At 66.8% G+C, this 12798-nt stretch carries 12 protein-coding genes; 2 read left to right on the forward strand and 10 right to left on the reverse strand.

Annotated features, from left to right (window positions below; genetic code table 11):
* Positions 1-43: 43 nt before the first annotated feature.
* Both rtcR and FBX97_RS20805 read left to right on the forward strand, forming a co-directional pair.
* Entirely contained in the window at positions 44-1669 is a 1626-nt protein-coding gene (rtcR, locus tag FBX97_RS20800) for an RNA repair transcriptional activator RtcR (RefSeq protein ID WP_141836119.1), read from the forward strand.
* A 114-nt stretch (positions 1670-1783) separates the two neighbouring features.
* Positions 1784-2545 carry a GIN domain-containing protein gene (locus FBX97_RS20805; protein ID WP_141836122.1) on the forward strand — a complete coding sequence of 254 codons (762 nt, stop codon included), beginning with the start codon at positions 1784-1786 and terminating at the stop codon, positions 2543-2545.
* 62 nt (positions 2546-2607) lie between these two features.
* Here the strand turns inward: FBX97_RS20805 and FBX97_RS20810 are convergent, their stop codons facing one another.
* The 10 genes from FBX97_RS20810 to FBX97_RS20855 form a co-directional block, all read right to left on the reverse strand.
* Complete coding sequence (locus FBX97_RS20810; protein ID WP_141836125.1) at positions 2608-2934, reverse strand: BON domain-containing protein; 327 nt, start codon at positions 2932-2934, stop codon at positions 2608-2610.
* A 90-nt stretch (positions 2935-3024) separates the two neighbouring features.
* The gene (locus FBX97_RS20815) at positions 3025-4113 is read right to left on the reverse strand and encodes a LytR C-terminal domain-containing protein (protein ID WP_141836128.1); all 1089 of its coding nucleotides are present in this window, start codon (positions 4111-4113) and stop codon (positions 3025-3027) included.
* 17 nt (positions 4114-4130) lie between these two features.
* Positions 4131-5066, reverse strand: a complete 936-nt coding sequence (locus FBX97_RS20820; protein WP_141836131.1) for a type II secretion system F family protein — start codon at positions 5064-5066, stop codon at positions 4131-4133.
* Between the two features lie 10 nt (positions 5067-5076).
* Positions 5077-6051 (reverse strand): type II secretion system F family protein, encoded by a 975-nt coding sequence (locus tag FBX97_RS20825; protein ID WP_141836134.1) that lies wholly within the window; start codon positions 6049-6051, stop codon positions 5077-5079.
* 24 nt (positions 6052-6075) lie between these two features.
* Positions 6076-7419 (reverse strand): CpaF family protein, encoded by a 1344-nt coding sequence (locus FBX97_RS20830; RefSeq protein WP_141836137.1) that lies wholly within the window; start codon positions 7417-7419, stop codon positions 6076-6078.
* Positions 7420-7437: 18 nt separating this feature from the next.
* Entirely contained in the window at positions 7438-8616 is a 1179-nt protein-coding gene (locus FBX97_RS20835) for an AAA family ATPase (RefSeq protein ID WP_141836140.1), read from the reverse strand.
* Between the two features lie 84 nt (positions 8617-8700).
* Entirely contained in the window at positions 8701-8991 is a 291-nt protein-coding gene (locus FBX97_RS20840; protein ID WP_141836143.1) for a hypothetical protein, read from the reverse strand.
* 9 nt (positions 8992-9000) lie between these two features.
* On the reverse strand, positions 9001-10545 hold the full coding sequence (locus FBX97_RS20845; RefSeq protein WP_255517572.1) for a type II and III secretion system protein family protein: 1545 nt from the start codon (positions 10543-10545) through the stop codon (positions 9001-9003).
* Positions 10546-10565: 20 nt separating this feature from the next.
* A complete protein-coding gene (cpaB, locus tag FBX97_RS20850) occupies positions 10566-11423 on the reverse strand; it encodes a Flp pilus assembly protein CpaB (RefSeq protein WP_141836146.1) in 858 nt (285 codons plus the stop codon).
* The gene (locus tag FBX97_RS20855) at positions 11424-12791 is read right to left on the reverse strand and encodes an ATP-binding protein (RefSeq protein WP_255517573.1); all 1368 of its coding nucleotides are present in this window, start codon (positions 12789-12791) and stop codon (positions 11424-11426) included.
* Positions 12792-12798 lie beyond the last annotated feature (7 nt).

The raw sequence follows: 12798 nt of genomic DNA on the forward strand, positions 1-12798 counted from the left end.
ATGGAATATTCAGAATTTATACGACCGTATAAACCTTTATAAAATGAAGAACAAGAAAATCGTCGTGATCGGTTTCGTCGGGACCCAGCTCGACAGCGGCAAGGGCAGCGCGCGCTGGGAAAAGTGGCGGCCGTCCGTCGCCCTCACCCAGCATGAGGATGTGGTCATCGACCGTTTCGAACTGCTGTGCAATCGCGGCTACGAGGGGCTGGTGCGGCAGGTGATCGAGGATATGGGGGCGGTGTCGCCGGAAACCCAGGTGGTGCCGCACACGCTGGCGCTGGACGACCCCTGGGATTTCGAGCAGGTCTACAGTGCGCTGTTCGATTTTGCCAGGGACTACCCCTTCGATCCCGAGCGCGAGGAATACTGGGTCCACATCACTACCGGCACCCACGTGGTCCAGATCTGCATGTTCCTGATGACCGAGGCGAATTATTTTCCCGGGCGCCTGCTGCAGACCTCGCCCCCGCGCCGCCATGCGCCCGGCGCGCCGGGTTCGTTTGCGCTGATCGACCTCGATCTGTCGAAGTACGACCAGATCGCGCAGCGCTTTTCGCACGAGCAGCAGGAAGGCGTGGCTTTCCTGAAATCGGGCATCGCGACCCGCAATCCTCGCTTCAACGCGATGATCGACGAGATCGATCGGGTGGCGATCAAGTCGCGCGCGCCGATGCTGCTGATGGGTCCCACCGGTGCCGGCAAGTCCTTCCTGGCGCGGCGCCTGTATGAATTGAAGAAGGCGCGGCGCCAGCTCGACGGCAGGTTCGTCGAGATCAACTGCGCCACCCTGCACGGCGACGGGGCGGCGTCGACGCTGTTCGGCCACGTCAAGGGCGCTTTCACGGGCGCGGCCAGCGAGCGCGCCGGCCTGCTGCGCAGTGCCGGCAAGGGCCTGCTGTTCCTGGACGAGATCGGCGAACTGGGCCTGGACGAGCAGGCCATGCTGCTCAAGGCGATCGAGGAAAAGCGCTTCCTGCCGGTCGGCGCCGACCATGAGGTGCACAGCGATTTCCAGCTGATCGCCGGCACCAACCGCGACCTGGCGCGCGAAGTCGCGCGCGGGCGCTTCCGCGACGACCTGTTCGCGCGCATCAACCTGTGGACCTACGAATTGCCCGGACTGGCCGAGCGCCGCGAAGACATCGAGCCGAACATCGATTACCTGCTGCGCGCGTTCGGCGCCGAGCATGGGCAGATGGTCCGTTTCAACAAGGAGGCGCGCGACCGCTACATGCGCTTCGCCATGTCGGCACAGGCGCGCTGGAGCGGCAACTTCCGTGACCTGTCGGCTTCGGTGACGCGCATGGCCACGCTGGCCGAGGTCGGGCGCATCACCGGCGAGATCGTCGATGCCGAAGCGCTGCGCCTGGCGCGCCTGTGGCAGCCGGCCGTTGCCGGACCGGCGGACGGCTTGCAGGCCGGGGACGGCGATGCGGTCGATCTGGATACGCTGCTGGGCGAGGCCGCGGCGGCGCAGCTCGACCGCTTCGATGCGCTGCAGCTGCAGGCGGTGGTGCGCGTGTGCCGCGCATCGAAGTCGCTGTCGGAGGCGGGACGCAGCCTGTTCGCCGTCTCGCGCGAGGCCAAGCGCCAGCCGAACGATGCCGACCGGCTCAAGAAATACCTGGCCAGGTTCGGGCTGGCGTGGGACGCGCTGCACGCCTGAAACCGCCGGATATGACGTTCCATGCCGCCGATGGCGCAGCCTGTCGCAATTGCGCTGCCGGAGCTGTGGGGCGTGCCTATAGTGGCTACAAGCGATCACTACTGGAGACATCCCATGAACAATATCCTCGGCAGCGCCCTGCTGGCCACCACCCTGTCGCTGGCGATGCACGGCGCCGTGGCCGACGACGTCGTGCGGGAAACCCGCAACATCGACGCCGCCGTCTCGAAAGTCCACCTGGGCGGCGTCATCCGCCTCAACCTGCGCCAGGGACCGCCGTCGCTGGTACTGTCCGGCGAACGCCGCTACCTGGCGAAGATCAAGACTGTCCAGCGCGGCGACACGCTGGTCATCGACATGGACGACAACCTGCGCGTCAACGGCAGTGCCGGCGACCTGCGCGCCGACCTGACGGTGCCGAACCTGCAGGAATTCGTGTCGCAGGGCCTCGGCTCGAGCGAGCTGTCGGGCTTCAGCGGCAACCGCGTGACCCTGTCGCTGGACGGCGCCGGCGCGGTGCGGTTCACGGGGCAGTACCGCGACGTCGATGCGCGCCTGGGCGGGGTCGGCGGCCTGACGCTCGATCCGGGACAGGCGGAACGGGTCGAGCTGCACCTGGGCGGCGCCGGCCACATCACGGTCAGCGGCAGGACCCGGTTGCTGCGCGCGCACCTGGGCGGCATCGGCGGGCTGGATGCGCAGGGGCTGCGTGCGGATACGGTCGACCTGGACATGTCGGGCCTGGGCGGTGCCAGCGTGTTCGCCAGGACCGCCGCCAACATCAGCATGAGCGGTATGGGTTCGGCCACCGTGTATGGCAAGCCGGCGACGCGCAATGCCACCACCAACGGCTTCGGCAAGGTCAGCTGGCAGTGAGCCGAAACGTGAAATAAAAAAACAGGCGGCACTGGCCGCCTGTTTTTCTGGTAATGCGGACCTTAGCGGACGACCGTGTCGTTCTTGACCGACTTCACACCCTTGATGCCGCGTGCCAGTTCGACGGCACGGCGGGCGCTCTCAGGCGAGTCGACGAAGCCGCTCAGCTGCACGGTGCCCTTGAAGGTTTCCACCTGCACCTGGGTCGCCTTGACCGTCGGGTCGGCGGCATAGGCGGCTTTCACCTTGGCGGTGATGACGGAATCGTCGACGTATTCGCCGGTGCCTTCACGGGTGGCGGTCGGGGCGCAGGCGACGACCGAGACCAGCAGGGTGCCGGCGATAACGGATTGAGCAATGGCGGACTGGAAACGACGAGTAAAGGTCATGGCAATTCTCCCGAATTTATTGAAGTTCAATTATTCCCAATTTCGGCTAAGTCTGGCGCCCGATATCGTTGCAAAAAAGTCACTCCCGCATCAAGGCGTACTTGCCATGGCGGTGGCGCTGCCGGCTCCCGGCCGGTAGGCAAGCCGCTGCGGCGCCAGGTCGTGGCCGATCACCATGCGCACGTCGGCGCGTCCAGCCATCCTGACTTCGACCGGGGCGGCGGCGCCGAAGCGCCGTGCCAGGCGCTCGGCCAGCTCGCGGAAGGCGGGCTGGTATTCGATCCGGGTCTGGCGCACCTTGTACCCCTTTTCGTTGCTCAGGCGCACAATTTTCACGCCGGGATCGCGGATCTGGCGCGACACCAGCCTGGCCATGCCCGGGCGTCCGTTGCCGTTGCTGATCTCGAGCGCGGCGACAATGGCCGGCTGTGCCGGATCCGGCAGCGACGGCGGCGGCGCTTTCGGCGCCGGTGCCGAGGGCAGCACGCGGCGCAGTTCGAGCACGCCGCTTGATGCCCGGGTCACTTCGACGAACGCCCATGCTTGGTCCGGCTGCGCCTGTACCGCCTGCGTGGCTTGCACCGCCCGCTCGAGCACGGGCATGCGGCTACCGCCGCCGGCCGCTGCATAGTCGGCCTGGAAATCGTGCTCGCGCAGGGCGCTGGCCTGGCTCAGCATCTGGCGCGCGCGCTCGTCCTGGCCGAGCTTCTGCAGGGTCTCGCCCAGGTACTGCCACGAGCGCGCGTTGAGCGGGTCGAGCAGGCAGGCCTTTTCGAGCGCGACCTGGGCTTCGTCGTAGTTACCGGCCAGGAAATAGGCGTAGCCCAGGTTACCGAACAGGAACGCGGTAGCCCGTCCCGAGCCCATGTGCGCGCCCTGGGTCAGCGCACGCCAGATCGGGATCGCTTTGGCGAAGTCGCGCTGCTCGGCATAGGCGATCGCCAGGCCGTTGTTGGCGTTGACATGGCCGGAATTGGCCTGCAGCGCGGCCTGGTAAGCGGCGATCGCTTCGCCATAGCGGCGCTCGAGGTGCAGGTTGCGGCCGCGCAGATAGGCGTCGTCGGCGGACGACATGACGGGTGCCGCCGCGTCCTCACGCAGCAGCGCGCTGCCGCAGCCGGCCAGCAGGACGCCGCTGCACAGCAAGGGCAAGGCACTCAAAAGGATTCGGGTACGCATAAGACTCTCCACTCATGTCAATTGGTGCCGCCGACGGCGCTGAACACGCGCCGAAGCTGGATGCCCGCAGGACCCACCAGCACCATCAGCAGCGTCGGGAAGATGCAGAAGATGAGCGGGAACAGCAGTTTCAGGCCGATTTTGGCGGCCGCTTCCTCGGCGATCATGCGGCGCTTGTTGCGCAGGTTGTCGGAATACACGCGCAGGGCATCGCCGATGCTGGTGCCGAAGCGCTCCGACTGGATCAGCATGGCCACCAGCGAATCGACGTCGTCGAGGCCGATGCGCAAGGCGAAGTTGCGCATCGCCTTCTCCTTGCTGAAGCCGGCGCGCATTTCCATCAGAGCCAGTTGCAATTCCTGCGCCAGGGTCACGCTTTTGATGTGGATCTCGCCCGCGACCTTGACCATGGCACGCTCCAGGCTCAGGCCGGCCTCGACGCAGACGGTGAGCAGATCGAGCGCATCGGGGATGGTTTCGAAGATCTCGCGCTTGCGGCGCTCGACCATGCGCCTCAGCACCACGTTGGGCAGGTAGTAGCCACAGGACGCCATCAGCAGCAGGAGCAGCACGTTGGTACTGGCCGTGGGCGCCGGCTTGAAGGCCAGCACGATGCCGGCCAGGGCCGGCAGGCACAGTGCCAGCATGGTCTTGGAGGCGAAGTACAGCGCCGGCGCCGACGGGTTGCGCCAGCCGGCGTTCATGAACCGGGTACGCAACGGCGATTTTTCCCAGCCCTCTTCCGGCACCGACAGCCGGCTCAGCGGCCGCACCACCCGCGCGACGCGCTCTGTCCAGCTGCTGCGGTCGGCCTGGCTGTCGTCGGTGCCGCCCTTGAAGCTGGCCAGACGCGCCTGCAGGGCGCCGGGCGCGAACAGCATCATGCCCACGCCCACCAGGCCGCAGACGACCGCGAACACGATCAACAGGAACAGTAACTGTGCGCTTGTCATCGACGGCTCCTCAGATGTGAATGCGGATCATCTTGCGCAGCCAGAGCACGCCGATGACGATCATGATCAGCGCGGCCCAGACCAGCTTGATACCGGTCGGGTCGGTCCACAGGATGCCGATATAGTCCGGATTGGTCAGCACCAGCATGCCGCCCACGCCAAACGGCAGCAGGCCCAGGATCCAGGCCGACATCCGGCCTTCGGCCGACAGCACGCGCACCCTGTCCACCAGCTTCAGGCGTTCGCGGATGATGTGGCTGATGCTGGTGAGGATTTCGGCCAGGTTGCCGCCGGTCTCGCGCTGGATCAGGACGGCGATGATCAGGTAGCGCAGGTCGGTCAGCGGAATCCGCGCCGCCATGTTGTGCAGCGCTTCGGCCATCGGCACGCCGTAGTTGATTTCCTCGCGGGTGATGCGGAAATCCGCGCTGAGCGGCTCCGGCAGCTCGTTGCCGACGATTTGCAGAACGTTGGTGAACGAGTGGCCGGCGCGCAGCGCGCGTGCAATGAAATCGGCGGCCTCCGGCAACTGCTGCTCGATGCGCGCCAGGCGCCGCCGGCGCGCGCGCTTGACCAGCAACATGGGGATGATCGAGCACAGCAGCGCCAGCCCGATGCGCAGCGCCCACGGCAAGGGCCACTGCGCAGTCAGGAAAGCGCCTGCGAGCAGCGCCGTACCCGACCACAGCAGGAACTTCTGGACCGACCACTTGCCCCCCGACTGCACCAGCAGCCGGTCGATGCGATGGGCCAGCGCGATGCGGTGCAGCAGCCGGTCGGCCAGGTCGTTGCGGGCGAAGCGGCGCTGCTTCAGGATCGAGATGCGCTCGGAGCGGCCTGCGGTCCCCGACATCAGCTGCAGGCGGCGCGCCACCCGCTGTGCGGCCGCGCCATGCGTGCCTATCCACCACAGGTACACGCCTTCGATGCCGAGGATGACGGCAGCGAACAGGAAGACGACGAAACCGTAGAACAGGATGTCCATGCGAGACTCCGCGGCAGCTGCCGGCTAGGTGAAGATACGGTCCGGGTCGAAGGTATCTTCCGGCACCGGCGCGCCGAACATCCTGAGACGATCGGCGAAGCGCGGCCGCACGCCGGTGGCACAGAAATGGCCTTGAACCTTGCCGTCGGTGTCGACCCCGGTCTGCTCGAAGCGGAAGATTTCCTGCATCGAGATGATGTCACCTTCCATGCCGGTGACTTCCTGCATGCTGACCACTTTGCGCGTGCCGTCGGTCAGGCGCGTGGCCTGCAGGATCACGGTAATGGCCGAGCAGATCTGCTGGCGGATCGCGCGCGGCGTCAGGCTCACGCCTGCCATGCCGACCATGTTCTCCAGTCGCGCCAGCGCGTCGCGCGCGGTGTTGGCGTGGATCGTCGCCAGCGAGCCTTCGTGACCGGTGTTCATCGCCTGCAGCATGTCGAGCGCTTCGGGTCCGCGTACTTCGCCCAGGATGATGCGGTCGGGGCGCATGCGCAGCGAGTTGCGGACCAGTGCGCGCTGCGTGACTTCGCCCTTGCCCTCGATGTTGGGCGGGCGTGTCTCCAGGCGTACCACGTGCGGCTGGCGCAGCTGCAGCTCGGCCGCGTCCTCGATCGTCACGATGCGCTCGTTGCCGGGGATGAAACCGGAGATCAGGTTCAGCATGGTGGTCTTGCCGCTGCCGGTGCCGCCCGAAATCAGGATGTTCACCTTGGCCAGGCCCAGGCTTTCCATCACCTTGACCATCGGCGGCGTGACGCTCTTGTAGTCGAGCAGGTTCTGCACCGTGAGCGGTGTCGCACCGAAGCGGCGGATCGAGACCAGTGGCCCATCTACCGCCAGCGGCGGGATGATCGCATTGACGCGCGAGCCGTCAGGCAGGCGCGCATCGACCATCGGACTCGACTCGTCGACGCGGCGGCCGACGCGCGAGACGATTTTCTCGATGATCTTCATCAGGTGGGCGTTGTCGTGGAAGGCGATGTCGGTGAGCTCGAGGCGGCCGCGCCGTTCGACGTACACCTTGTTATGCGTGTTGACCAGGATGTCGGACACGGTCGGATCGTTCAGCAGCGGCTCGAGCGGGCCGAAGCCCAGCATCTCGTGCTGGATGTCGAGCACCAGGTTATGGCGCTCCTGCTGGTTCAGCACGATGCGTTCTTCCTCGACGATGCGCTGTACCAGCAGCGCCAGCTCGTGCTTGAACTGCTCGGTGGTGAGGCGCTTCAGGCGCTCCAGATCGATCCTGTCGAGGATCAGCTGGTGCATCGTCTTTTTCAGCTCCTGGTAGGCGTGCTGGGCTACCACAGGCATGGCTTGGTATTGGCGTTCCTCGTCCGTTCCGGACAGGCGCTCGCGCAGGGACATGGACGGCTCCTTGGAGAGTTAATAATCGCCTTCGCCGCGTCCAAACAGGCGGTCGAACAGACCGCCCCTGGATTCGACGATACGGCGCTCGGTCACGATCTCGACCAGGTCGGCCAGGCTGCGCGCGGCGGCGCTGCCGCGTGCCAGCTGCAGCACCGGGATGCCCTGGTTGACCGAATCGGTGACAGCGACATAATCATTGGGAATGGTGTGCAGCACCTCGGCGCCGAGCGCTGCGTTCAAGTCCTGCAGGCGCAGCTTGCCGCCTTTTTCGTAACGGTTGACGATCAGCCGGATCTGGTCGGTGAGGTAGCCTAGCGAACGGAAGATATCCAGCAGGCGGCGCGCATCGCGGATGTCGGGCAAGGCCAGCTGCAGCACCGGATAGATCGCATCGGTGCTGTCGAGCGCGCGCAGCGAAACCGCGTCGATCTGGCGCCCGACGTCGAGCAGGATGTAATCGTAATGCTGACGCGCGACGCGCAGGATGGTGTCGATGTGGTCGGGCTTGGCCTCGCTGGTCTGGCCAGGATCGTCCGCGGCAGCCAGCACGCCGAAGCCGGGTGCCACGTGCACCAGGCACGAATCCAGGAACGGGCCGTCGATACGCGCGATCTGCTGGCAGACGTCGGCCAGCGTCATGACCGGCTTCTGGTCCGAGACGTACAGCGTGGCATCGCCGAACTGGCGGTGCAGGTCGATCAGCAGTACCTTCTTGTCGGCCAGGGTCGCCAGCGCGTAGCCGAAATTGGTCGAGATGAAGGTCGCGCCGCTGCCGCCCTTGCAGGCGATGAAGGCCAGTACCTTGCCGTCGTGGACCGACGCCACGCCGGCGCTGGCGGCGATGCGGTCGATCGCTTCATGCAGGGCACTGTGCAGCAACGGCAGTTGCAGCACCTCGCGCACACCGACTCGCATGGCGCGTATCAGGATCTCGGGATGGTGGTTATCGGTCAGCAGCATGAAATGCGCCGCTGCGTAATGGCGGGTCAGCCGTTCCAGGAGGTCGCCGTCGGCGGCATCGGCGTCGCTGACGTCGACCACGACCAGCGCCGGCGCCTCCGCCAGCGGACGATCGAGCGCTTCACGCAGGCTGGCGCGGCTGGCGCCGACATTCAGCGGCGGCACGCGCGCCGCCCCTTGGGAGGCGATCTCCGCGTAAAGCTGGGTGTCGCGGCTGATCAAGAGGGCTTTCATCGGGTTCCTCGGGGCGGCGGGCGATCGTATCGATGCTGGGTGCGGGCGGTGCTGCGTGCTCGGGCCGGAGCCACGCGCGCTGCATCACTGGGCGCCGTTCCCATTGACCAGCGAACGGTCGGCACTGGTATCCTTGTCCTTGAACGAGCGCTGATAGCGCTCCTGGGCCGCGTGGGCGGCAACGCCGTCCACGCCGATGGCGGGATTGGCATTCGCCGACGCCGCCGGGTTGATGACCTGGGCAGAAAGATTGGCGCGCATGGCAGCACCGAAGTGGTCGTTGAAGCGCGGGGTCGAACTGCAGCCCTGCAGCGTCGCGCCCAGCAGCAGCGCCAGCGACACCGGCAGCACCGGCAGATTGCGTCGGATCGTCATTCTCGCCTCCTATTTCAGTTCGAAGCCGCCGCTGCTGTGCGACGCGGGCGGCACCAGCGCCGGTGCGGACTGGGCGGCGCTGGTGGTTTCGGGTGCAGGACCATCCAGCCGTCCGCCGAGCAGGATCGCGCCGCGCGACGGCACGCCGATCTTGTCGGTCGGCAGTTCATAGCCTGCACCCGGCAGCGGCTTGACCAGGCGTGCGGTGATCACGAATACCAGTTCGGTGCGGTCCTGCTGGTAATCGGTGCTGCGGAACAGCGCGCCCAGGATCGGCACTTCGCCAAGCACCGGCAAGCCTTTCAGGTTGGACACCAGGTTGTTCTTGACCAGGCCGCCGATCGCGAAGCTCTGGCCGTCGTACAGCTGAACAGTAGTGCTGGCGCGGCGCGTGGTCACGACCGGTAGCACTGCCACGCCATTAAAGCCGTTGACCGAGATACCGATGCCGTCGCGCGACAATTCCGACACCTCCGGCGCCACACGCAGGTTGATGCGGCCGCCGGAGAGCACGGTCGGTGTGAAACGCAGGCCGACGCCGAACTCCTTCTCGGCCAGCGTGACCCGGTTGTTATCCTGGGCTACGGGTATGTAGAATTTGCCGCCCGCGAGGAAAGTGCCTTCCTGACCGCTGATCGCCATCACGTTCGGTTCGGCCAGGATGCGCACCAGGCCGTCCTGGCGTTCGGCCGCGGCTTTGACGCCGTTAGTGACACCTTTGGTGGCGTTGAGGGTACTGCTGGCTTTCCCGCTGATGAAATCCGTTGCCAGCGTCGCAGCCCAGCTGCCGGAACCGAAACGCCAGGCGGCGCCGGCTTCCAGGCGCTCGAGCAGGGTCTTGGACACTTCGGCGACCTTGACCTCGAGCTGGACCTGCTGCGGGGCGCTCACATTGAGCAGGTTGACGATACGGGTACTGGCCGCCTGAGTGGCGCTGGCGCTGGCATCCTTGGATTCGGTTTCTTCCTTGTCGGGCTTGGGCACGGCCAGTGCGCGCAAGGGCCGGCGTACGTAGGCGTTGGCCAGTTCGACAACCCGCGAGGCGGCGGCGGCGTCGCTCACGCTGCCACTCAGGACCAGCGTGTCGGCTGCCGCCATGACCTTGATGTCGCGCTCTTCGGGCATGACCGCCGCCAGCGTGGCCTGCAGCGGTGCGGGATCGATCGCGACCGTGATGTCGAGCATGCTGCACACGCCGCTGCGGCCCTGCACGATCATGTTGGTGGTGCCGACGTCGACGCCGGCGATATACAGCGTGTCCGGTGCCACCAGCAGCGCCTGCACCACGGCCGGATTACCGACGCTGCGGTGCTGGACCACCTCGGGCAGGCGCATCAGGCTTGACTTGCCGACCTGCAGGGCCAGCTGGGCCGGCCTGGCGGCCGTACCCTGGCAGTTAGGGCCAACTTCGGTTCGCGCCGGCGCCGCCTGGGCCGTCTCGTCCACGTTCTGCGCCTTGGCCTTGGCTGCGCACGCGGGTCCGGCGGCCGCCAGAGCCAGGCCAGCGGCGACCAGGCAGCGGAACATCGGTGTTTGCATCAGGCTTGCGTTCATGGCCTCACCCCGGGATAGATTCAGAAGCATTCCTGCGTCATGCGCAGACCGTTCAATACGCTGACGCAATCGCGCCGCACCGGTGCCGCCGCCTTGACCACCACCGGACGCGGTGCCGCGGCCGGCCTGGGCACGGGCTTCGGGGCCGGCTTCGGCGGCACCGGCGTTGCCGGCGGCAGCAGCGTCACCTTGGTGGCACCCTCGGTCGCAGCCGACTGCGGGTCGACCTGGTTGCGCAGGGCCAGCGACAGCGTGCCGACACTGCGCGCCAGATCGAGTTTTTCGGCCTGTTCCGGCGTGACTTCGAGCGTGACCGCATTGACGACCTTCGGTTTGGTCTCGTCACGGCTGACTTCCTGCGCGACCGCCAGTACAAGAATCCGTTCCAGCACGATCTTCGAAATGCTCTGCTCGCGCCCTTCGGCGCCGGGCTGCATGTCCTTCTGGGTGCTGACGATGATGTCGACGTAGTTGCCCGGCAGCGCGAAGCCGGCGACCCCGATCACGTCGTTGACGCGCACCGTGATCGCACGCTTGCCTTCGGTGATCAGGGCGGACAAACCGCCCAGGGTGCCGGCCGGCGCCAGCTTGGCTTCGGTAACCGGTTCGCCCATGACCAGGTTGCTCTTGAGGACACGGCCGTTGAGCCGTTGTGGATCGGTGAACGCGTCTTTCGGCAGACTGCCGGACGGCCACTCGGTCAGCTTGAACATCTCGGGCGCGAGGCGCTGGCCGAGGCTGATGTCGGCACTGGCCACCAGGATGCGGCCGTTCGCGCCGCCCGGCTGGGTCAGCAACCAGCGCGATGCGAACACCACCGCGGCGAGGCCGAACAGGATGGCAACTACCATCAGGATGAGAGCACGCTTGTTCTTCATTCAAGCCTCCACGTCGCTGGCAATGAACATGCTGCGCCAGGCCTGCTCGACTGCCGCCATCGTCAGGCGCGCCTCGCTGCCGGCAAAGCCGGCGAAATCGGCGACCCGGTCCAGCAGTTCGCCTGGGTAGCAGGCCAGCAGCGCACGCCCGGACTGCGGATGCAGGCGCTCGACCAGGTGGTCGGCTGCGCCTTCGTCGTAGTCGATGCGGCGCAGCCGGCATTGGCGCCGCAACAGGGTGCGATAGGCATTCGGCGACCACGCCCCGATGGCGGTCTTGTAGCCGATGCGGCGCAGTGCGGCGTCGTCGAACACCATGGCCGGATTCAGGTTGGTCGCGAACACGACGGCAGCGTCGAACGGCACGATCTCGGTCTGGCCACCCTGCAGCGCCAGCTGGTCGGTGCCGGCATCGAGCGGGCCGATGAAACGGTTGAGCAGCTCGGCGGCCGGCATGCGCTGGCGGCCGACGTCGTCGACCACCAGCATGCCGTTGTTGGCCTGCAGGTGCGGCGGCGCGTGGTACACCCCCTGTTCGGCGTCGTAGCGCAGCTCGAGCGTCTCGCGGGCCATCTCGGCGCCGACGTGGACCAGCGGCCGTTGCGACACCGCCCAGCGGGCATCGCTGCTGCGGCGCTCTTCCTGGGTACTGCCGCGCGCCGACGGCGGAGGTGCGACGTGGATGGCAGGGTCGAACAAGCGGATCACCTGGCCACTGACGATCAGGGCATGCGGCACGGCGATCGCCCCGGGCAACAGGCGCCCGAGCTTGCGTGCCAGCTGGGTCTTGCCGCTGCCCGATGGGCCATACAGCAGCAGCGAACGCCGTGCGTACAGCGCGGCGCCCAGCGTGGCGCGCGCATCCGCTGCCAGGCCATCCTCGCCGAGCACGGCCGCGAGCTGGGCAGGGGTAATGCGCTCGGCATCGGCATGGCGCAGCGCCTGGCGTTCGACCATCGCACGGTAGGCTGCCAGCGTCACTGGCGCCGGTCCGACGTAGCGGCAACGCGCGAGCGCGTCAGCGGCGGTGCGCTGCCCGATCGGGGTCAACTGGTACTGCATGTCGATATCGGATTCGCCGCACCAGGCGACGTCCACCTGCTGCTCGGCGATCAGCGGGTTGAGCACCTCGCGCAGCACGCTGATCGAGAGACGCAGCTTGCCCGCCAGGAGCGGCAGCGGCGCCTTGCCGCTGGCCTCGATCGCCTTGAGCACCAGGTCCGCCACGAAGCGCGGCTCGAGACCGGTGTCGCGCACTGTCTTGGCCTGGCGGGGCAGGATCGGCATGACGTCCGATGCGTCCGCCATACTGCCCTGGAGCGTGCGCGAGGCCGTCGCGGTATTGCCTGTCGATAGCGTTTCAAACATCGGAATC

Origin of the sequence: Herbaspirillum sp. SJZ107, assembly GCF_006715485.1 — a bacterium.
In the GTDB taxonomy this organism is placed as follows: Bacteria; Pseudomonadota; Gammaproteobacteria; order Burkholderiales; family Burkholderiaceae_D; genus Telluria.

Coding starts and splice junctions, on each gene's coding strand:
- FBX97_RS20855 (WP_255517573.1), bottom strand. CDS start 12,791: ATGTTTGAAACGCTATCGACAGGCAATACCGCGACGGCCTCGCGCACG.
- FBX97_RS20840 (WP_141836143.1), bottom strand. CDS start 8,991: ATGACGATCCGACGCAATCTGCCGGTGCTGCCGGTGTCGCTGGCGCTG.
- FBX97_RS20825 (WP_141836134.1), bottom strand. CDS start 6,051: ATGGACATCCTGTTCTACGGTTTCGTCGTCTTCCTGTTCGCTGCCGTC.
- FBX97_RS20810 (WP_141836125.1), bottom strand. CDS start 2,934: ATGACCTTTACTCGTCGTTTCCAGTCCGCCATTGCTCAATCCGTTATC.
- FBX97_RS20835 (WP_141836140.1), bottom strand. CDS start 8,616: ATGAAAGCCCTCTTGATCAGCCGCGACACCCAGCTTTACGCGGAGATC.
- FBX97_RS20815 (WP_141836128.1), bottom strand. CDS start 4,113: ATGCGTACCCGAATCCTTTTGAGTGCCTTGCCCTTGCTGTGCAGCGGC.
- FBX97_RS20805 (WP_141836122.1), top strand. CDS start 1,784: ATGAACAATATCCTCGGCAGCGCCCTGCTGGCCACCACCCTGTCGCTG.
- FBX97_RS20820 (WP_141836131.1), bottom strand. CDS start 5,066: ATGACAAGCGCACAGTTACTGTTCCTGTTGATCGTGTTCGCGGTCGTC.
- rtcR (WP_141836119.1), top strand. CDS start 44: ATGAAGAACAAGAAAATCGTCGTGATCGGTTTCGTCGGGACCCAGCTC.
- cpaB (WP_141836146.1), bottom strand. CDS start 11,423: ATGAAGAACAAGCGTGCTCTCATCCTGATGGTAGTTGCCATCCTGTTC.
- FBX97_RS20845 (WP_255517572.1), bottom strand. CDS start 10,545: ATGAACGCAAGCCTGATGCAAACACCGATGTTCCGCTGCCTGGTCGCC.
- FBX97_RS20830 (WP_141836137.1), bottom strand. CDS start 7,419: ATGTCCCTGCGCGAGCGCCTGTCCGGAACGGACGAGGAACGCCAATAC.